15 protein-coding genes are annotated in these 21,387 nt (G+C 56.9%); 12 read left to right on the top strand and 3 right to left on the bottom strand.

Features of this window, described 5'->3' with window-relative positions:
* Positions 1-168: 168 nt before the first annotated feature.
* The 10 genes from fdnG (ACI0FJ_RS10725) to ACI0FJ_RS10680 all read left to right on the top strand — a co-directional run bounded on the left by fdnG (ACI0FJ_RS10725) (position 169) and on the right by ACI0FJ_RS10680 (position 16,015).
* On the top strand, positions 169-3,207 hold the full coding sequence (fdnG, locus tag ACI0FJ_RS10725) for a formate dehydrogenase-N subunit alpha (protein WP_424302979.1): 3,039 nt from the start codon (positions 169-171) through the stop codon (positions 3,205-3,207).
* A 28-nt stretch (positions 3,208-3,235) separates the two neighbouring features.
* Positions 3,236-3,991, top strand: coding sequence for a 4Fe-4S dicluster domain-containing protein (locus ACI0FJ_RS10720; protein WP_424302976.1), 756 nt, complete (start codon positions 3,236-3,238; stop codon positions 3,989-3,991).
* A gap of 420 nt (positions 3,992-4,411) precedes the next feature.
* Positions 4,412-7,450, top strand: coding sequence for a formate dehydrogenase-N subunit alpha (gene fdnG / locus ACI0FJ_RS10715; RefSeq protein WP_424302973.1), 3,039 nt, complete (start codon positions 4,412-4,414; stop codon positions 7,448-7,450).
* Between the two features lie 27 nt (positions 7,451-7,477).
* Positions 7,478-8,245, top strand: coding sequence for a 4Fe-4S dicluster domain-containing protein (locus ACI0FJ_RS10710; RefSeq protein ID WP_424302970.1), 768 nt, complete (start codon positions 7,478-7,480; stop codon positions 8,243-8,245).
* A gap of 424 nt (positions 8,246-8,669) precedes the next feature.
* The gene (locus ACI0FJ_RS10705) at positions 8,670-9,614 is read left to right on the top strand and encodes a formate dehydrogenase accessory protein FdhE (RefSeq protein ID WP_424302967.1); all 945 of its coding nucleotides are present in this window, start codon (positions 8,670-8,672) and stop codon (positions 9,612-9,614) included.
* A gap of 765 nt (positions 9,615-10,379) precedes the next feature.
* Entirely contained in the window at positions 10,380-12,011 is a 1,632-nt protein-coding gene (locus ACI0FJ_RS10700) for an ATP-binding protein (protein ID WP_424302964.1), read from the top strand.
* A complete protein-coding gene (locus ACI0FJ_RS10695) occupies positions 12,004-12,699 on the top strand; it encodes a response regulator (RefSeq protein WP_424302961.1) in 696 nt (231 codons plus the stop codon). The genes ACI0FJ_RS10700 and ACI0FJ_RS10695 overlap by 8 nt, the downstream gene beginning before the upstream one ends.
* A gap of 448 nt (positions 12,700-13,147) precedes the next feature.
* Positions 13,148-14,125: a DctP family TRAP transporter solute-binding subunit gene (locus ACI0FJ_RS10690; RefSeq protein ID WP_424302958.1), complete on the top strand. Its 978-nt coding sequence runs from the start codon at positions 13,148-13,150 to the stop codon at positions 14,123-14,125.
* 54 nt (positions 14,126-14,179) lie between these two features.
* On the top strand, positions 14,180-14,731 hold the full coding sequence (locus tag ACI0FJ_RS10685; protein ID WP_424302955.1) for a TRAP transporter small permease: 552 nt from the start codon (positions 14,180-14,182) through the stop codon (positions 14,729-14,731).
* A gap of 9 nt (positions 14,732-14,740) precedes the next feature.
* Positions 14,741-16,015, top strand: a complete 1,275-nt coding sequence (locus ACI0FJ_RS10680) for a TRAP transporter large permease (protein WP_424302952.1) — start codon at positions 14,741-14,743, stop codon at positions 16,013-16,015.
* A gap of 329 nt (positions 16,016-16,344) precedes the next feature.
* Here the strand turns inward: ACI0FJ_RS10680 and ACI0FJ_RS10675 are convergent, their stop codons facing one another.
* From ACI0FJ_RS10675 to ACI0FJ_RS10665, 3 genes are all read right to left on the bottom strand, one after another.
* Positions 16,345-17,085 (bottom strand): IclR family transcriptional regulator, encoded by a 741-nt coding sequence (locus ACI0FJ_RS10675; RefSeq protein ID WP_424302949.1) that lies wholly within the window; start codon positions 17,083-17,085, stop codon positions 16,345-16,347.
* Positions 17,086-17,245: 160 nt separating this feature from the next.
* Positions 17,246-18,490, bottom strand: a complete 1,245-nt coding sequence (locus ACI0FJ_RS10670; RefSeq protein ID WP_424302946.1) for an MFS transporter — start codon at positions 18,488-18,490, stop codon at positions 17,246-17,248.
* A gap of 120 nt (positions 18,491-18,610) precedes the next feature.
* The gene (locus ACI0FJ_RS10665) at positions 18,611-19,771 is read right to left on the bottom strand and encodes a Glu/Leu/Phe/Val family dehydrogenase (protein WP_424302943.1); all 1,161 of its coding nucleotides are present in this window, start codon (positions 19,769-19,771) and stop codon (positions 18,611-18,613) included.
* A 342-nt stretch (positions 19,772-20,113) separates the two neighbouring features.
* Here ACI0FJ_RS10665 and ACI0FJ_RS10660 point away from each other — a divergent pair, with 342 nt between their 5' ends.
* Positions 20,114-20,347: a 4Fe-4S binding protein gene (locus ACI0FJ_RS10660; protein ID WP_424302940.1), complete on the top strand. Its 234-nt coding sequence runs from the start codon at positions 20,114-20,116 to the stop codon at positions 20,345-20,347.
* Positions 20,337-21,377 carry a 3-methyl-2-oxobutanoate dehydrogenase subunit VorB gene (gene vorB, locus ACI0FJ_RS10655; protein ID WP_424302937.1) on the top strand — a complete coding sequence of 347 codons (1,041 nt, stop codon included), beginning with the start codon at positions 20,337-20,339 and terminating at the stop codon, positions 21,375-21,377. The genes ACI0FJ_RS10660 and vorB overlap by 11 nt, the downstream gene beginning before the upstream one ends.
* Positions 21,378-21,387: the final 10 nt, after the last annotated feature.

Genomic DNA, 21,387 nt, shown 5'->3' with positions numbered 1-21,387 from the left:
GGAGGTGGTATGGGCGGCGGAAACGTCGGAAAAATGTATATGTGTTTTATTAAGCAACTTTTGGCGAGTTGACTTTTTTGTACCCTACGCGTCTTATGTCATCATAGATATAATATTCGGGTCGTGCGGCCTTCAGCCGCTGGCCCGCAAACGACGTAGGAGGCTGCCATGAACGTATCACGGCGCGGGTTTATGAAGCTTGCCGGCATTGGGACGGCGGGCCTCACCCTGGGCCAGTTGGGGCTCGACCTGACTCCGGCCACGGCATACGCTGCCGGGCTGAAAATCGAAGGGGCCAAGGAAGTCATTTCCATTTGTCCTTTCTGTGCGGTCAGCTGTCACTTCATTGCTCACGTAAAGAACGGCAAAATCGTGAGCACCGAAGGCGACCCCGACTATCCGGTGAGCGAAGGCGCGCTTTGCGCCAAGGGTGCGGCAATGTTGTCCATGCACAACAGCCATCACCGTGTCGACAAGCCCCTGTATCGTGCGCCCTACAGCACGAAATGGGAAGAAAAGAGCTGGGACTGGGTGCTGGACCGCATCGCCCGGCGCGTCAAAGACACGCGTGACGAGGATTTCAAGCGCTTCAACGCCAAGGGGCAGGAAGTCAACCGCGTGGAATCCATCTTTCATCTGGGCACCTCCCAGATGGATAACGAAGAATGCGCGCTTGTCCACCAGGGCGTGCGCGGTCTCGGCTTGGTGCATTTCGATCACCAGGCACGTATCTGACACAGCGCTACAGTTGCGGCTCTGGCAGAGTCGTTCGGACGCGGCGCGATGACCAACCACTGGTGCGACATCGAGAATGCCGATTGCATCCTCATAATGGGCAGTAACGCTGCCGAGCACCATCCCATCTCCTTCAAATGGGTTCTGAGAGCCAAGGACAAGGGCGCCACCGTCATGCACGTGGACCCCAAGTTCTCGCGTACCTCGGCCCGAAGCGATTTTCATGTGCCCCTTCGTTCGGGTACGGATATCGCCTTCCTCGGCGGCATGATCAACTACATCCTTGAAAACGATCTGTACTTCAAGGAATACGTCGCCAAATACACCAACTCGGCCTTTATTGTGGGCAAGGACTTCAAGTTCAGCAATGGCCTCTTCGCCGGATACGACGAAAAGACCCGGTCCTACGATAAGAAAAAGTGGGCCTTTGAACTGGACGAAAACGGCGTGCCCAAGCGTGATGAATCGTTCAAGCACTCCCGTTGCGTACTCCAGCTGCTCAAGAAGCACTACTCCCGCTACAGCTTGTCCAAGGTGTCCGAAACCACGGGCGTTTCCAAGGACAACCTGCTGAAGGTCTGGAAGGCGTTTGCCGCTACCGGCAAGCCCGACAAGTCCGGCACGGTCATGTATGCCCTGGGCTGGACCCAGCATACCGTGGGTGTGCAGAACATCCGTTCCAGTGCCATTGTTCAGCTGCTGCTGGGCAACATAGGTGTGGCAGGCGGCGGCATCAACGCCCTGCGCGGCGAGCCCAACGTGCAGGGGTCCACGGACCACTGCATCCTGTGGCACATCCTCCCCGGCTACCTGCCCATGCCCAAGGCGAGCTGGCAGAGCTACGAGGATTATGTGAAGGCGACCACGCCGGTAAGCCACGATCCGCAAAGCGCCAACTGGTGGCAGAACAAGCCCAAGTACTTCGCAAGCCTGCTCAAGGGCTGGCGCGGCGACAAGGCCACGGCGGACAACGGCTTCGGTTACAACCTCCTGCCCAAGGCGGACGACGGAGAAGACTACTCCTACATCTTCCTGTTCGACCGCATGTACCGCGGCGAGGTGCACGGCGGTTTCACCTTCGGCACCAACCCGGCCCAGAGCGTGCCCAACGGCAACAAGGCCAGAAAGGCGCTCGATAATCTGGACTGGCTGGTGGTGGGCGAAATCCACCACACCGAAACATCGGAAAACTGGCACCGCCCCGGCGTGGATCCCACGCAGATGAAGACCGAGGTCTTCCTGCTGCCTTCGGCCCAACGCGCGGAAAAAGAAGGCAGCATCACCAACAGCGGCCGCTGGCAGCTGTGGCACTACAAGGCCTGCGAACCCATGGGCGAAAGCCGCAGCATGGGCGCTATGTACGTGGACATCATCAACCACGTGCGCAGGCTCTACACCAAGGAAAACGGCACCTTCCCCGAGCCGCTCCTGAGTCTGGACTGGCCCGAATACTACGAGCCGGATTCCGTTGCCAAAAAGATCAACGGCTTCTTTACCAAGGACGTCACGATCAAGGGCAAGACCTACAAGAAGGGGCAGCAGGTTCCGTCCTTCGGCTCCCTGGCCGACGACGGTTCCACGGTCAGCCTGAACTGGCTGTACTGTGGCGGCTATACCGAGGAAGGCGGCTGCAAGGCCAAGAAGCGCGACCTGTCCCAGACTCCCATGCAGGCCAAGATCAACCTGTACCCGAACTTCTCGTGGTGCTGGCCGGTTAACAGACGCATTCTGTACAACCGTGCCTCGGTTGATCTCAACGGCAAGCCCTATGCTCCGCAAAAGGCGGTCATCGCCTGGAACGGTACCAAATGGGTGGGCGACGTGCCCGACGGCGGCTGGCCGCCCAATGCCACGGGCAAGGGGCGCTACCCGTTCATCATGCAGCAGGAAGGCCACGGCCATCTGTTCGGCCCTGGCCGTCCCGACGGTCCTTTCCCGGAACACTACGAACCCGTGGAAACGCCCATCAAGCGGCATCCCTTCTCCAGGCAGTTGAGCAGCCCGTGCTACAAGCGGGTATTCAGCGATCTGGACAAGTTGGCCGAGCCTGCGGACAAGCGTTTCCCCATCGTCCTTACCACGTATTGCCTCACCGAACATTGGTGCGGCGGCGGCGACACACGAAATACACCGCACCTGCTGGAAGCCGAACCTCAGCTCTATGTGGAGATGAGTCCGGAACTGGCCAAGGAAAAGGGCATTGCCAATGGTGATGCCGTGGTGGTGGAAAGCATGCGTGGACGCGTCGAGGCCATTGCCATGGTCACGGTGCGCATGACGCCGTTCAAGATCAAGGGCGAAACCGTGCATGAGATCGGCATGCCGTTCTGCTTCGGCTGGACGACCCGCGGCGCGGGCGACTGCACCAACCGGCTTACGCCGGCTGTAGGCGACCCGAACACGACTATTCCGGAGTACAAGGCCTGCCTTGTGAACGTACACAAGGCCACCCGGCTCACGGAAATAGAATAACCGCGGATTTTCCGTAAGGAGTAGAACAATGCCGAAAGCATTCTTTGTCGATACATCGAGATGTACGGCTTGCCGCGGTTGCCAGGTTGCCTGCAAGGAATGGCACGACCTGCCCGCGACAAAGACCCGGCAGCGCGGTTCCCATCAGAACCCGCCGGATCTCAATCCCTTTACCTACAAGCTGGTGCGCTTCAGTGAGCACCGCATCAATGGCAAGGTGGAATGGCTCTTCTTCCCGGACCAGTGCCGCCATTGCGTGGCCCCGCCCTGCAAGGACGTGGCCGACAGCATACTGAACGGCGCCATCGTGCACGAAGAGGAAAGCGGAGCCGTGCTCTATACCGACCTGTGCAAGCTGCTTTCCAAGGCGGATTGTAAGGACATTATAGACGCCTGTCCCTACAACATCCCGCGCTACAACAGTGGCACGGGCATGCTCACCAAGTGCGACATGTGTATTGATCGCCAACTCGCCGGAATGGTTCCGATTTGCGTCAAAACCTGTCCAACAGGAACCATGAACTTCGGCGAACGCGAAGACATGCTGGCCTTGGCTGAGAAATCCCTGGCAAGGGTCAAGAAGGACTTCCCCGATGCCAGGCTCGTGGACACCGATGACGTCAGCGTCATCTACCTCGTTACCCAGAAGCCGGACATGTACTACAAGTACGTGATGGCCGATGCCTCTGCTGCCGCGCCGCTTTTGCCCGGCAACAACAATGGGGTAACGCGCAAGGAGTTCCTGGCAAACCTTGCCAAGCCTGTCCGTCGAGTGATCGGATAACCACCGTATGACCTCCCTCCCGGATGTTTTGCATCCGGGAGGGATATCAGCGGTTGGGGATTCGGGGAGCCTTTGTGTTCTTTCCGGCTTTTTCCCGCTTTTTTGCATTCATAAAGCGGAGAATGCGGGGGACTAAACTTGTGCCCAATTTTTATCATGCAAATTTCGGGCGGAAAAATTTTTTTGAGAAGTCGGGAAAATTGCATTCCGGCCACTTTTGCAATGGCGGATCGTGAGCCCATGCGGGAATTCATTTGCTTAATTTAAGCATATATTTAAATAAACAATTATGTATGTGTTAAACTTAACCAGTTCAAATTATTGATTTTTATCAAAAAAAGGAGCTCAGTGGCAGCATCGATATAACTCCGGATCAGTGGTTAGCAGACCGCTGGTCTGCAAACGACGTAGGAGGCTGCCATGAACGTATCGCGGCGCGGGTTTATGAAGCTTGCCGGCATTGGTGCGGCGGGCCTTACCTTGAGCCAGATGGGGCTCAATCTTACCCCTGTTTCGGCTCATGCCGCCGGGCTCAAGATAGAAGGAGCGCAGGAAGTCATTTCGGTCTGCCCCTTCTGTGCGGTCAGCTGTAATTTCATCGCCCATGTGAGGAATGGGAAAATAGTGAGTACGGAAGGTGATCCCGATTATCCGGTAAGCGAAGGCGCACTCTGTGCCAAGGGCGCGGCCATGTTGACCATGCACAACAGTGACCACCGCCTGCAAAAGCCGTTGTACCGGGCTCCGTACAGCACCAAATGGGAAGAAAAGGACTGGGACTGGATGCTCAACCGCATCGCCCAGCGGGTGAAGGAAACCCGCGACCGGGACTTTATACGGACCAACGCCAAGGGGCAGGAAGTCAACCGCGTGGAATCCATCTTTCATCTCGGCTCTTCGCAGATGGATAACGAGGAATGCGCCATCGTCCACCAGGGCGTACGTGGTCTGGGGCTTGTCCATTTCGACCACCAGGCCCGTGTCTGCCACAGCTCCACCGTGGCTGCGCTGGGCGAATCGTTCGGCCGCGGCGCCATGACCAACCACTGGTGCGACATTGAAAACTCCGACTGTATTCTCATCATGGGCAGCAACGCCGCCGAGCACCATCCCATTTCCTTCAAGTGGGTTCTGAGAGCCAAGGACAAGGGCGCCACCGTCATGCACGTGGACCCCAAGTTCTCGCGTACCTCGGCCCGAAGCGATTTTCATGTGCCCATCCGGTCCGGTTCGGACATCGCCTTCTTGGGCGGCATGATCAACTATATTGTTGATAACGACCTGTATTTCAAGGAATACGTGGTCAAGTACACCAATGCCGCGCTTATTGTGGGCAAGGACTACAAGTTCAGCAACGGGCTTTTTTCCGGATACGACAAGAAGACCCGTACCTACGACAAGAGCAAATGGGCCTTTGAAATGGACGAAAATGGCGCGCCCAAACGGGACGAGTCGCTCAAGGATTCGCGCTGTGTTTTTCAGCTGATGAAAAAGCACTACTCGCGCTATTCCCTGTCCAAGGTGTCCGAAACCACGGGGGTGTCCAAGGACGATCTGCTCCGGGTGTGGAAGGCCTTTACTGCCACGGGCAAGCCGGACAAGGCCGGGACCATCATGTACGCTCTGGGCTGGACCCAGCATACCGTGGGTGTGCAGAACATCCGCACCAGCGCCATGCTCCAGCTGCTGCTGGGCAACATCGGTGTGGCAGGCGGCGGCATCAACGCACTGCGCGGCGAACCCAACGTGCAGGGTTCCACGGACCACAGCATCCTGTGGCACATCCTGCCCGGCTACATGTCCGTGCCCAAGTCGCGCTGGCAGAGCTATGATGAATACCTCAAGGCCAACACGCCGGTATCCCACACTCCGGACAGCGCCAACTGGTGGCAGAATACTCCCAAGTATTTCACCAGCCTGCTCAAGTCCTGGCGGGGCGACAAGGCCACGGCCGCGAACGGATACGGGTACAGCCTTGTGCCCAAGGCGGACGACGGGGAAGACTACTCCTACATCTTCCTGTTCGATCGCATGTACCGGGGCAAGGTTCACGGCGGATTCATCTTTGCCACCAACCCGGCGCAGAGCGCGCCCAACGGCAACAAGGTCAGAAAGGCCATGGACCAGCTGGACTGGCTGGTCATGGGCGAAATCAACCATACGGAAACAACCGACAACTGGCACCGGCCCGGTGTGGATGCCACGCAGATGAAGACCGAGGTCTTTCTGCTGCCGTGCGCCCAGCGTGCGGAAAAAGAAGGCAGCATCACCAACAGCGGCCGCTGGCAGCTGTGGCACCACAAGGCCTGCGAACCCATGGGACAAAGCCGGAGCATGGGAGCCGTCTACGTGGACATGCTCAACCATGTACGCCGTCTTTACACCAAGGAAAACGGTACCTTTCCCGAGCCGATTCTGAGCCTGGACTGGCCCCAGAGCTATGACGCGGAAGCGGTTGCCCGCAGGGTCAACGGGTTCTTTACCAAGGACGTCACCATAAAGGGCAAGACCTACAAGAAGGGCCAGCAGGTTCCGTCCTTTGTGTATTTGTCGGACGACGGTGCCACCGCAAGCATGAACTGGCTGTATTGCGGCGGATATACCGAAGAGGGCGGCAACCTGGCAAAGCGCCGCGACCTGTCGCAGACGCCCATGCAGGCCAAGATCAACCTGTTTCCCAACTATTCCTGGGCCTGGCCTGTTAACAGGCGCATCCTGTACAACCGCGCTTCCGTGGACATGAACGGCAAGCCCTACAACCCGCAAAAGGCGGTTATCGCCTGGCAGGGCGGCAAGTGGGTCGGCGACGTGCCCGATGGCGGCTGGCCTCCCATGGCAACCGGCAAGGGCCGCAATCCGTTCATCATGCAGAAGGAAGGCTATGGCCATCTGTTCGGACCGGGCCGTCAGGACGGACCTTTCCCCGAACACTATGAACCCGTGGAAACGCCCATCAAGCGGCATCCCTTCTCCGGGCAGCTGAGCAGCCCCTGCTACAAGGTGGTGCACAGCGACATGGACAAACTGGCCGAACCTGCGGACGAACGTTTCCCCATCGTGCTGACCACCTACAGCCTTACGGAACACTGGTGCGGCGGCGGCGAAACCCGGAACACACCGCACCTGATGGAAGCCGAACCGCAGCTTTATGTGGAGATGAGCCCGGAACTTGCCAAGGAAAAGGGCATTGCCAACGGCGACCCCGTGGTGGTGGAAAGCATCCGCGCCAGGGTGGAAGCCATTGCCATGGTCACGGTGCGCATGACGCCGTTCAAGATCCGCGGCAACACCGTGCACCAGGTCGGCATGCCGTTCTGCTACGGCTGGACCTCGCGCGGTGCGGGCGACTGCACCAACCGGCTGACACCGTCCGTGGGCGACCCGAACACGGCCATTCCTGAATTCAAGGCCTGTCTGGTGAACGTGCACAAGGCTGAAAAGTTAACGGAAATCGAATAACCGCGGTTTTCCGTAAGGAGTAAAACAATGGCGAAAGCGTTTTTTGTCGATACTTCGAGATGTACGGCCTGCCGCGGTTGTCAGGTTGCCTGCAAGGAATGGCACGACCTGCCCGCGACAAAGACGAAGCAGCGGGGGACCCATCAGAACCCGCCCGACCTCAACCCCTTTACCTACAAGCTGGTGCGCTTCAGCGAGCACCGCATCAACGGCAAGGTGGAGTGGCTCTTCTTCCCGGACCAGTGCCGCCACTGTGTGGCCCCGCCCTGCAAGGACGTGGCCGACAGCATGCTGCCCGGCGCCGTGGTGCATGAAGAGGAAACCGGAGCCGTGCTCTACACCAACCTGTGCAAGCTGCTCAGTGCGGAACAGAGCAAGGAAATAGTGGAAGCCTGCCCCTACAACATCCCCCGCTACAACAGCGGTACGGGCATGCTCACCAAGTGCGACATGTGCATAGACCGCCAGCTTGCCGGACTGGTGCCGGTTTGTGTGAAGACCTGCCCCACGGGCACCATGAACTTTGGCGAACGCAAGGACATGCTGGCCCTGGCAAAGAAGTCCCTGGAACGGGTGAAAAAGGACTTCCCGGACGCCCGTCTCGTGGACACCGATGACGTCAGCGTCATCTACCTGGTGATGCAGAAGCCGGACATGTACTACGAGTACGTTACAGCCGATGCTTCGTCTGCCGCACCGCTTCTTCCCGGCAACGACGCCCGAGAGAATGGGGGCACAACACGCAAGGAATTCCTGGCAAACCTCGCTAGTCCTCTCCGTAGAGTGCTTGGGTAACGTAATCAACGCCTCCCGTTGGGCGCAATGCCGGACGGGAGGCTTCACCTCTGCAGATTATGAAAAGAAATTGTTTACAGACAGTTGTACGTTTTTTTTGCAAATGCATTTGGAAGCGTTCAGGACTTCGGCTTCCCAGAGAAGCAGGACACACGGAGTTGTTTTGGAAGGCACCGTGGGGCTGGTAGAAATATTTCAAGATATACTTTGTTCCAAAGCCGTCGGAATCAGAGCCGGTTCGGGCGGTATGGATACCTCCATTGAGCTGCCGGGGGTCTGAAAAGATCCCCGACAGCCAATGGGAGATTGCAAAAAGTAATGAATTAACTGAATACTGTTTGGGACGGCTTGGACCGTTCTTTCCAACCGCGTTTCTCCTAGGAAGAGCCGGGACACACCATACGAGCAAAGGCAGGAGCAGAACATGAGCAGAATCAACAAGAGCGCCGCAACCGGAGCAAAAGGGATTGCCGAAAGCCTGGCCGAACTTCGCAAACAGGCACCCGCCCTGGATAACATCATTCAGGCGTTCGGACCTTTGGTCGAGGCTGGCGAGAGCACCCTGGAAACTCTGGACGATTGGGACGGGTTCACACTGCCCATTCCCGATCCGGTACAGTTCAAGGAAGGCGTTCCGTTGTTTGGCGAGATGAAACTGCCCGACTTTGGATCCCGATTTCAAAAGGCGCTCGTAAACGTTGCCGAAGCCATCAAGCGGGGCATGCCCGCCGTTGCCGACGACATCTCCGCCGTCATGTCGTTTCTGGACAACGAAAAGAGCGCCAATGAGCTGGCAAGTGCCTTGTGGGACGAGGATGCCGCATGTGTGGAAGCCCTGGCAGGAGCAGCGCCGTTGGAAAGCCCCATGGAAGAACGGCTTGCCTTGTTTGTCTTTGTCGGTTTGCTGGCAATGGCGCCGTTCATGCAACGTATGGAGCGGGACGGGGTCGAGTCCATAGCCAACCTGCAATGGACCAAGGGCTACTGTCCCGTCTGCGGTTCGTTCCCGGACATGTCCCTGCTCAAGAAAAAGGAAAGCCTGGACTCCGAATATCTGGTTGCACACGGCGGACAGCGCTGGCTGCACTGCTCCTGCTGCGGCCACAGCTGGCGGTTCCGGCGCAATGTCTGCCCCTGGTGCGAAACCGAGGACCACAAGCAGCTGCAGTATTTTCAGTCCGAGGATTGGAAGACCGAACGCATTGATGCCTGCAACAACTGCAAGCATTATTTCGTCACCTTGGATACGCGTGAGTTTGAGCGTGCGCCTGATCCGCGGGTGGCTCCGCTGGGCCTTGTTCATCTGGACATTGTGGCCCAGGAAAAGGGGTATGAGCCTATGGCGGAGACTGCTTGGAACAGAATTTGAAGTATAAGGGCTCGTGATTTTTGATCCCGGCTTCGTTACAACAGAGGTGTCGCTTCGCGGGCCGTATTAAAATATACTGTCCTCGCTCGCGACACTCCGTTGTGCCTCGCCGGGAACAAAACTTACGAGCCCTGGGAAGAAGGTAGGTGAGCGGCAAATAAAGAATTCTGGACGTTTGTGGGGCTGGGAAGAAGGCTGGTGAGCGGGGAAGATAAACGTAGAAAGAATTTCGGGAATTTATAAAGGCTGGGAAGAGGGCTGGTTCGTAGCGAATAAAACTCCCCTGAAATCAATTGGTTTCAGGGGAGTTTTATTCGCTAGGGGAGAAGAAAAAAGACCGAACGCTTTCAAGCGTGCCCCATTCAATAGTAAAAAGTTCTGGAAAGGGGAGCGCGAGGGGGAGAACCTCTTTCAAGAGGTTTCCCCCTCGCATTTCTTTCTGCCTGTAAATCCGAACTCCTGTCAGAGTCTGAAATATACATGCTTTTTCGATAAAGCGGTGAAAAACAGGCAAAATCCGATATGGATAGATGGTGGATACCGTGATAAATGTAGGGCAACATTTCGCCCCGGGTTGTCGGGTGTTGCCTTTCAAAGGACGCATCTTGCGAATGGTATCGGCGCTTGGGGAATAAAGTCGGAGCTTGTTCGTGGTGATGCGGTACGGCTGGCATAAGGCGGTGGTCGTATTCCGTCTTTTGTAGGGACGCTACATTGCGGATATTGTTCGGACGGCATCGACACTTTATCCGGGCAGGCTGCAGCGTGGCGTTTTCCGCATTCATAGAAAAAATCAGGCCCAGGAGCATCCGGTCGCATCTGATTCACATGGTGCTGTGGCTGCTTGTTTTGGAGATCGGCGTGGGCTGGCTGGTCATTGCCGGGCCGGTGTCCGACATACTGAAGCAGGAGATCGGCGAAGGCGCCTTGGAGACCGCCAAGACCATTGCCCACATGCCAACCATCCGCCGGGCGCTGGCGGCCAAGGACCCTTACGGAAATATTCAGGAAATCGCCGAGGCCATCCGTGAAAGCATCGGGGCGTCCTACGTGGTGGTGGGTGACAAGGACGGCATTCGTTTTTCCCATCCCAAGGCCGACAGAATAGGCAAGCATTTTGTCGGCGGAGACACGGGACCGGCCCTCAAGGAAGGCAGGTCGTATATTTCCGAGGCGGTAGGGACTTTGGGGCCGTCCTTGCGCGGGATGACGCCCGTTCGCGACTACAACGGCAAAATCATCGGTTTTGTTTCTGTCGGCTTCCTCACGACGCGCATCCACGAAGCCATTCCATCCCATCTGAACAAGCCGTTCACGCTGGTCCTGGCAATGGTTCTCGTCGGGATAGCCAGCGCCTTCATCCTTGCTCATCATCTGAAGAAAGTCACACTGGGGCTTGAACCTTCCGAAATAACCTCCCTGTATCTGGAACGTGGCGTCATATTGGAGGCCATCCGCGAAGGCGTTGTGGCCATTGATTCCCATGCCCGGGTGCGTGTCGCCAACAAGGCCGCCTTTGTCTATGCGGAGACCGATCCTTCCGTGGTGGACGAAGACAATGCCATCGATTCCGTGCTGCCAGGAGCCGGGCTGCGCAGGGCGCTTGAGACCGGCGAGGCGGAGTACGACCAGGAACGCATTGTCAACGACAAGGACATGATCTTCAATATTGTGCCGGTGATGCGCAACAACAAGCCCGAGGGGGTTGTTGCCACCTTTCGGCCCAAGGACGAGCTGGACCGCATAGCCAGCGAGCTTTCCAGGGTACAGGAATATTCCGAACTGTTGCGGGTGCAGACGCACGAGTATTCCAACAAGCTGCACACCATTGCCGGGCTTATCCAGATAGAGGCCTACAACGAGGCGCTCGAGCTTGTTGCCAACGAGGCCTCCGGATATGAGGACGTCATCCGTTTTCTGGGCGAAGCCGTGCCCCATCCGGTCATTGCGGGCATACTGCTTGGGAAGTTCAACCGGGCCAAGGAACTCCGGATCATGTTCAACATAGACCGGGAAGGCACCATGCAGGACGTGCCCAGCTGGATACGCAAGGAAAAGATCGTCACCATTGTGGGCAACCTCATAGACAATGCCTTTGAAGCGGTTCTGGAACGGAAAGAGGACTACCGGGTTGTCGAGTTGTCCTTTACCGACCTTGGAAACGATATCGTGTTCGAAATAGAGGACAGCGGGCCCGGAGTGGGGATTGAGGACACAGACCGGATTTTCGAAAAGGGCGTGTCATCCAAGGGGAAGGAGCGGCGCGGCGTGGGACTGTATCTGGTCCGGCAGCGCGTGAACGAGCTGGGGGGGGATATTTTGGTGGCAGACAGTATGCTGGGCGGTGCTTTGTTCACCGTGACCATACCCAAGAAGGGGCCGACGGGAATTGAATAACATACGGGTACTTGTAGTTGAGGACGATGCGCACATCGCCGATTTGCACCGCCGGTTCACCGAACGGGTGGAGGGCTGCGATGTGGTGGGCGTGGCCTATTCCCTGGACGAGGCCCGTGAGATGGTGGAAGTGCTGGAGCCGGACCTGGTTCTGCTGGATTTGTACTTTCCCGAGGGCCAGCAGGGAACCGAGCTGCTGCGGGAAATCCGGGCCAAGGGGCTGGAGACGGATGTGGTGCTGATTACCGCTGCACGTGAGGTCGGTCCGCTAAAGGAAGCCCTGCGGGGCGGAGTGTTCGACTATCTCATCAAACCGGTCATTGCCGCACGTTTCAACGAGTGCCTTACCAAATACCGCCACTACCGCAGCAGGTTGAGCAGCGGTGTCTGCATAGGGCAGGGCGACGTGGACAAGCTGCTGCACTCCGCTGCCAAGAACAGCTTTTCCAATGCCTCGGCCACGCTGCCCAAGGGGATCGATCCGCTGACGCTGGGCAAGGTTCGGTCCGTTCTGGAACAGAGCGACCCTGCCGTGGGCCTCAGTGCCGAAGAGGTGGGGGCGCAGATGGGCGTCAGCCGTTCCACGGCCCGCAGGTACCTGGAATATCTCGTTGCCGTGGGCGTTACCTATGCCGACCTTGTGTACGGTTCCATAGGCAGGCCGGAGCGGCGCTATTTCTCTATCTGATTTTCTTTTTTGTTGGTGAGTCCGCCGGAATCCGTCCGGTGGATATCGGGTTCTAACTTTCTTTTTCCTCCAGGACAGAGTGTGGCTGTTCGCCCAGAACACACCAGCCGAAGGGATGTGCCAGCCAAAAGGATGTGCCAGCCGAAAGTCCGTGCCAGCCAAAAGGATGTGCTAGCCGAAAGTCCGTGCCCTGGTTCGGAATCCGTCCGTCTTTCCTCTCCCCGTACCGGTCCGCTTTCCGAAACGTCCGTGCTTTCTCCACCCGTTTTCTCCGGCTTCATCTGCCGTGAACAAAATGAACAAAAGTTACAAAATGGAATAATCTCTTTTTATTTACATAAACTTTTTTTTTCTCTGAACCGTGTATCTTTCCTCTTCATAAATCCCCGATTCCCAAATCGGATGCATTGCGTGTCCCAATCGTTCTCATTCATTTTTAGGAGGAGATATGATTCGTTTCGCCAAGGTTCTTGTTGTAGCCTTTATGGTCGTCTGTCTTTCGGTCCCTGCCTTTGCGGGCAATGTTGTGCTCAAACTCGGCCATATTGCCGAACCGGTTCACCCCTATGGACAGGGAGCCGAAAAATTTGCCGAGATTGTGGCCCAGAAATCCGGCGGAGAGATGGAAGTTCGGGTGTTTCCTTCCTCCCAGCTGGGCGGACAGAAAGACCTTATCGAAGGCCTCATCTACGGAACCGTCGACCTCGCTCTGGTGGGCACGGCTGTTCTCGGGCAGTTTCAGCCGCAAATTTCACTTTTCGACCTGCCGTTTCTCTTCAAAGACAGAAAGCATGCCTACAAGTCTCTGGACAGCGTGGGCATGGAACTGGGCGTTCCCCTGGAATCCAAGGGCATAAAGCTGCTCGGCTACATGGAGAACGGCATCCGCCACATCACCAACAACGTGCGTCCGGTCAAGACCCCCGCAGACATGGAGGGGCTTAAAATCCGTGTGATGACCAACAAGATCTACATTGAAATGATGAAGGCTCTTGGCGCATCTCCCACGCCCATGGCTTTTGGCGAACTCTACTCCGCCATGCAGCAGGGGACCGTGGACGGCCAGGAAAACCCCAGCGCCCACATCTGGACCAAGCGTTTCTTCGAAGTACAGAAGTACGCCTCCCTTACCGCCCACGCCTACGCTCCCGAACCACTGGTCATGTCCATGGCCTCGTGGTCGCGTCTGACACCGAAACAGCAGAAGATCATCCAGGATTCCGCCAAGGAAGCCATTGCTTGGCAGCGCGATCTTTCCACGAAAAAGGACCAGGAATACTGGGACAAGATCAAGGCGACCGGCAAGATCGAGGTCATCGAAGTGGACCGCGACGCGTTCATGGAAGCCACCAAGCCTGTGTATAAAATCTTCGCTCCCATTGTCGGCCAGGACAACATCGACAAGGTCGAGGCGCTTAAGGAATAATTTCTACCGGCCCGGCCACACGGCCGGGCCAGCCTCATCCCGGGAGGGCGCGGCATGGAAAGACTCTTCAACAGCCTGAAAAAGGTTCTTTACTGGGTTTCTGTTGTGGCAATGGGGGTGATGCTGCTGCTTATCTTCATGCAGGTCATCACCAGATATTTCTTTGGGTACACCTTTGAATGGTCGGAGGAACTTGCCCGGTTCCTGTTCGTCTGGGTGGTGTTTCTCGGTTCCGCCCTGCTTATGGGCCAAGGCGGCCACCTGGCGGTACGCCTGTTGCCGAGCAAACTCGAAGGACGCATGTCGGGCATTGCCCTGCAATTGTTCATCAACCTGTGCAGCTGCGCGTTCATCCTTCTTCTTCTTATTCAGGGCGCAAAAATGACCAGGGTCATGACATTTCAGACGGCCCCGGGCCTCGGAATCAGCATGAGCGCCGTGTACGTGATTATTCCGGTCAGCGCCGTGCTAATGCTTTTGTATTTGGGAAGGGATACCATGAAGGTTTTCCGTGAGATGCGGGAAATAAAGCGGAAGGGGAATCCCGTGGTTTCCGACGCTATGGGCAGTCTGGCCAATGCCGAACCGGTCCGACACGAAAAATAGGAGGGGAACATGGAAGGCGTACTTTTGGGGTCGTTCCTGTGCATGACTTTTCTCGGCGTTCCCGTGGCCTTTGCCCTGGGACTGTCGGTTTCCATCATACTTTTTCAATATCTCAACATGCCCCAGGTCATGATCACTCAGACCATGTACTCGGGCGTGGATTCTTTTTCCTTCATGGCAGTGCCGTTCTTCATGCTTGCCGGGACCTTCATGTCCGCAGGCGGGGTGACCAAACGTCTCGTCAACTTCGCCCAGGCCATGGTCGGCTCGTTCACGGGCGGACTGGCCCAGGCCGTGGCTGTTTCGGGCATGTTCTTCGCGGCCATTTCCGGCTCTTCCGCAGCCACCACCGCGGCCATCGGTTCCACCATGGTCAACGAGATGGAGCGTAAGGGCTACCGCCGCGAACTGGCCACGGGCATTGTTGCCGCAGGCGGCACCGTGGGTATCGTCATTCCGCCCTCCATCACCCTGGTCGTCTTCGGCGTCATTGCCGGTGCGTCCATTGGCGATCTCTTTGTGGGCGGTATTGTTCCCGGCCTGCTCATGGGACTCAGCATGTGCATCGTCAGCTGGGCCATTGCCAAGAAAGAGGGCATCCCGGCCGAAGGGGCCTTTTCCGCCACAAGATTGTTTGTCACGTTCAAGGAATCCTTCTGGGCGCTGATGACTCCGGTCATCATCATCGGGGGCATCTACGGCGGGATATTCACACCCACCGAGGCCGCGGCAGTGGCCGCCGTCTACGGAATCTTCGTGGGGCTGTTCATCTACAAGGAACTCAAGATCAAGGATTTTCCGGAAATCATCTTCAAAGCGGTCATCGGTACCACGCTGATCATGTTCATCGTCGGTGCGGCCAAGGTCTTTGGCTGGATGCTGACCAACCTGGAGATTCCCCATCACATCGGGGCCTACGTTGTTTCTCTTACGGATTCTCCGCTGCTTTTTCTGCTGGTGATGAACGTGCTCCTGCTGGTCATCGGTACGCTGATCAACGCCTCGGCCGCCGTGGTCATCCTGACGCCCATCTTCCTGCCGGTCGCGGTCCAGCTCGGAATCGATCCGCTGTTCTTCGGGGTGCTCATGGTCATCAACCTGGCCCTGGGCTGCATTACGCCGCCTGTTGGACTGGACCTCTTTGTTGCCAGCGCCATCACCAAGGTTCCCCTCGAAAAGGTCATGAAGGCCTCGCTGCCGTATCTGTATGCCTTGATTGCGGTTTTGCTTGTGCTGACCTTGTGTCCGCCGATCATTACGTTTCTCCCCAATTTGCTTCATTAATACTGAAGCATCCCTACCCTCTCCGGCGGAAAACTTCCTGGTTGGTTTTCCGCCGGATTTCTTTTGTTTTTTGCATTGCAAAGTCTGGTTTATGAAAAGGCTCCCCAGATTGATTACAAAGTCCAATCCGGCAGGCTGCTCAAAAAGGTACGAGAGCCACAAGACTCACCGTCGTAAAAAAAACTCAAGACCGACGCGTATTTTCAGATACGCAAGGGTTTGAGTTTTTTGAAACAACGACGCTATCGTGCCTTTGTCAGCAGCCTGGGAGCCTTTTATGAAGAGGCTCCCTTCCTGCGTTGTAACGGCTGCCCGTTTCCGGGAAGGCTCTAGGCCCGGGCGTAGGCTTCGGAGACTTCCGCGGCTGTGTGCCGGACGTGTTCGATCATTTCCTGGGGATTGTCGTTGTAGAGATTCAGCCCCGAGAAGGACAGGGCGGCAATGACCTGGTCGTGATGGATGATGGGCGCGGACACGCATTGCAGCAGGTAGTGGTATTCGCGGTTGTCCAGGGCAAAGCCTTGTTTTTCCACTTGTTTCAATTCGTTGCGCACGTCTTCGAGCGTGCTCAGGGTGCGGTCCGTGAATTTGTGCAGCACGATCTCCCCAAGCAGCTGTTCCCGTTGTTCCTCGGGCGCGAAGGCCAGCAGAATCTTGCCCGTGGCCGAGGCATGCATGATGTTGTACGGGCTGGACTGCCTGGCGACCATGACTGCATCCTTGGGGTGGTACTGGTAAAAGTAGTCCAGGTGATCCCGGGCTATGCGGACCAGCGCCACGGAGGAGTTGTAGCGTTCCGAGGCGGCCACGAGGATCGGCTCGGCCACATCGCAGAGGTCCTGCATTTTGCCGTAGCGGTCGCCTGTCTCTTTGGCCTGGATGCCGATGAAGAAGCGTTTGTCGTGTTCCCTCAGATAATTCATGGCCGTGAGGGTGGAGACGATATCGAAAAGGCTTGTTTTGGGGATTTCGAGTTCGGAGACGAGTTCGGAGAGACGGTAGCCTTTGGGGGAGTTGGCTACCAGGTTCAGCACCTGAAGCGCCCGTTGAACGGTACGATTGATCTTCATAGGGGGATGGTGCGGCGTCTTGCTGGTGTTGTCAATTTTTTTCGGGCCACCGAGGGATGACGGTGGCCCGAAAGTGGGAGACCCAAAGAGATCCGCAGCTGAACAAAAGGGCGGACAGCCGCGAAGGGAGCCGTACATACGGCTCCCCGGGAGTGGGTTGTTATGCGTTGTTTGCTGCCATGTTATTATCGCGCTGTCCCTTTTTGACGATGATCAGGGACATGACGGCGCCCAGCACGGCAATGGCTGCCAGAAAGGTGAAGATCATGGCATACCCTTTCTGGTTTCCGTAAGCGTCTAGCCAGCTGCCGAACATGGCGGAGAAGAAGAAGTCCGGCGTGTAGCCGATGATGGAGGCTATACCGATGGCGGTTCCGGCCACCTTCAGCGGGATACCTGCTTCACGCACCACGGAGAAGACCAGGCCGTAAAGCATCAGGCCGAGGGCTCCTGGCAGCAGGGTGTACAGGCTGATGGCGGTAATGGACATGGTTTCGGGCAGGTAGAGTACGCCGCCGATGATCACCGCCAGCATGGCGAACAGGGCCAGGAAGAGTTTGGCCGTGGAATGGAAGATTCTGTCGGCCAGGTAGCCGCCGAACGGTGCCAGCAGGTAGAACAGGTAGCTGCGGACGATGGAGTAGGCACCGGATTCTTCAACCGAAAGTCCCACCACGTTGGTCAGGTAGGGGGTGAAGTAGCTGGTGCTGGAGTAAATGGCGTAGCCCGAGAAGACGATCAGCGAAAAACACCAGACCATGGGGTTCTTGGTGATGTCCTTGACCACGCTGAAGTCGAATTTGTCCTCTGCCGCGCTTTCGGTTTTGCCTTCCTTGAGAAACATCAGGATGAGGACGCCGGAGAGAACCATGCTGGCGGACATGATGGCGACCGCATAGAACAGGCTTTCGCGCGGGGTGGAGCCCCAGGTGAAGGCCTTCAGCGCCAGGCTGTTGATGATGGCGGCGGCAATGCCGTTGCCTGCATAGTACAGTCCGTACAGGCGGGCCTGTTCGTCGCTGTCACCGGCCATGCCGATGGCTTTCATGAGCGAGGTCCAGAAGACGAAAGCGGTTGTGAGGGCGAAGAGGAACCAGATGCCCAGGGACAGGGTGTAGGAAAAGGTCAAGCCATAAGCCATGCCGAGGACCGCGGTGCCGAACAGGGATACTGCAATGGATTTGCGTGGGGAAATTTTGTCTGTGATGAGGCCACCGGGGATGTACGAGAGAATACAGCCAAGGGCGTACATGCTGAGCAGAAAACCGGATTGCGTGTTGCTGATGCCCATGACCTCGATCTGCGTGTCGTAAAATACGTACTTGATGTAGGGCAGCGTGTAGATGGACCCTCCTGCAAAGGACAGGGCCAGGATGCTGAGATACTTACGGACGGCTGGGTTCATGTAAATCTCCTCCGGGTTGCGCGACCCGATGCGTGGTTGCCGGTCCTTCGCCCATCCTCCATAGAAGGCGAAAGCCGGATCGGAAAAGCCGCCGTGCGCGGGGCACGGCGGCTTTCGGGCCTAGATCTTGGGCATATCGGGGAAGCCGGACTTGTCTGGGGCAAACAGTTCCCGGGCAATCTGCCGGGTTGTTTTGCCGGACTTGGCGGCTTCTTCAAAGACCCTGCGGGTCTGTTTGCGGATGATGTTCATTGTATCGTCCGCAATCGCCTTGGGCTCGGGTTTTACCAGACCGAAGACGACCACTTCGTAGATGCGGATGCCACCCATGTTGGTGATGAAATCCACGCACACGTCAATGCCCTTTTCCGCCAGCACCTTGTCGGCTTCTGGAGTTACCGGGATGTTGGCGGCTTCCACGATCAGGCTGGCCTTGATCCTGTCCACGTTGTCCTTGTTGATGACGTCTTCCAGCGCGGCGGGAATCAGGATGTCGCAGTCCACGTCGAGCCATTCGCTGTTGGAACGGACTTCGTAGTTGGATTCAAAGGCCGAAGGATCCATTTCGCCCTTGGGCTTGCGGGTCTTGATGAGCTTTTTCACATCCAGGCCGTCCTGGCAGGTCACCAGGCAGTTGGCGTCGGCAATGCCCACAACCTTGTAGCCCCAGTTGTCCAGGCAGTTGGCCAGGCTTGCACCCGCACAACCAAAGCCCTGCAGGACCACGCGTGCGCCTTCCTTGCCGCCCTTGAACTTCCATGCTTCGTCCAGTCCGGCAGCAACGCCGTAACCGGTGATCATGTCGTACATCAGGAAACCGTCGTAGGTCATGTTGCAGACGTCGTCGTGGTCTTTGATGCGTTTTTGCTGTTCGGGATCGTTGCGCATGGCCTGGGTTTGGGGCAGGCCGATGCCGATTTCGTCGAGAATTTCCAGCACGTCGCCGTAATCCACGCCCAGGTCGCCGCCGATGGATACGCCAGCGTTGATGTAGGGAGCCATGGCCTTGAGATAGCGGCGCAGAACGTCTTTGGCGTCGGGGGCCTTGTAATCGTATGCGATACCGCCCTTGCAACCACCCGTGGTGGTAGATTCACAGGCCTTGTACTTGTAGCCCATGGCCGTAGCCAGGCGGACGACTTCTTCTGCGGTGACGGTGGGGTGCATGCGGGTTCCGCCGCCGCAATAGTTGTTTACAAAGTTATAGGCGCACAACCAGCCTTTTGCGTCTGTTTCGGTGTCGTTCCATTCCACAAGAATGTAGGGTTTGTTCTCTGCCATGACATCTCCTTCACATACTGGAATCGTTGTTGCCCGCTTTTAGTTGGGAGCCGGGCATTTATTGATTGTCGACTGTTGTGTCCACAGTTCGTCGAGCATTCTCCATCCTCGCTGTGTTGGTTCGGTTTAGCCAAAATAGGAGAAATAACGGAATTTTTTTTTTGCTCTTCCTGTGCGTTCGCATATGCGACCTTTTAAAATGTTTTCACTCTTCGTTGACGGTTCGACATATCGCTGGGTAGTTCCGAAGCAATGGTGAGAATAAAGCCGTCTCGTGCGTATATATCTTTGGGGAATTCAACGCATCATCTTATGTATAATGAGATGGCATAGGAGGTCATTTTGAGCAGTAAGAAGCAGAGACAAGTCGTTCAACATACTGAACGGTGCAAGGGATGCCTGTATTGCAGCATTGCATGTCCGGTGGAAGCTATTTCCATTTCGGATGAAGTGAATGCAAAAGGCTACAATACCATGATGATAGACAGGGAGAAATGTACCACATGTGGTACTTGCTACACTGTCTGTCCGGACTACGTTTATGAAATCGTCGAGGTGGGTCACGATGGCGTATAAGCTCATGAAGGGAAACCATGCGTTGGCAGAGGCCGCAATCCGTGCCGGGATGACCTTTTTCGGCGGCTATCCCATTACCCCCCAGAGCGAGATCCCGGAATATCTTTCCGCGCATCTCCCCGCCGCCGGCGGCACCTTTGTGCAGGCCGAATCCGAACTGGCCGGTGTGAACATGGTCTATGGCGCGGCAGCCGCCGGGCACAGGGCCATGACCAGCTCGTCCGGCCCTGGCTTCAGCCTGTTGCAGGAAGGCATTTCCTATATCGCCTCGGCCGAGCTTCCCGCCGTGTTCGTGGACGTGCAGCGCTACGGCACAGGTCTGGGAGATATTTTTCAGGCCCAGAGCGATTACTTTGTGGCTACGCGCGGCGGCGGACACGGTGACTACCGCATGATCGCCTACGCTCCCGCCTCGGTGCAGGAGTCGGTGGATCTGGTTGTGGACGCCTTTGACAAGGCCGAGGAATACCGCAACCCCTGCCTTATTCTGTCCGACGCCTCCATTGCCTCGATGATGGAGCCGGTGCAACTGCCCGAGCCCCGTACCTGCAACCCGGACCATGACTGGGCCGTGCGCGGCAAACATGGAGGGGCTTTCAAGCGGGTCACCTCCACCATGTACTACATCAAGGACTTCGACGCCTACATCAAGGCCAAATACGACCGCATGCAGGAAAGCGAGCAGCGTTGGGAATCCGTGCGCGTGGAAGATGCGGACGTGGTTCTGGTTGCCTACGGCATCAGCTCCCGCATCTGCAAGGAAGCCGTGGAAATGGCCCGCGAACAGGGGCTGAAGCTCGGCCTTGTGCGTCCCATCACGGTTTGGCCCTTTCCGGTAAAGGCCTTTGCCGAAGTCAATCCGGATGTGCGTGGATACCTGACCGTGGAATTGAGCGCCCTGCCCAAAATGCGGGACGACGTGGAGCTTGCGGTGGAGATGAAGACACCGGTCCACCACTTCCTCGGCGGAATGAAGATTCCTTCGTCCCAGACCATTGTGGACGCCGCTGCAACGATTTTAAACAGCTAGGAGGTATTAC

Origin of the sequence: Desulfovibrio sp. 7SRBS1 (assembly GCF_049723905.1) — a bacterium.
In the GTDB taxonomy this organism is placed as follows: Bacteria; Desulfobacterota; Desulfovibrionia; order Desulfovibrionales; family Desulfovibrionaceae.
Note: the sequence above shows the minus strand (reverse complement) of the source record. Positions and strands in the feature narration are given on the sequence as shown.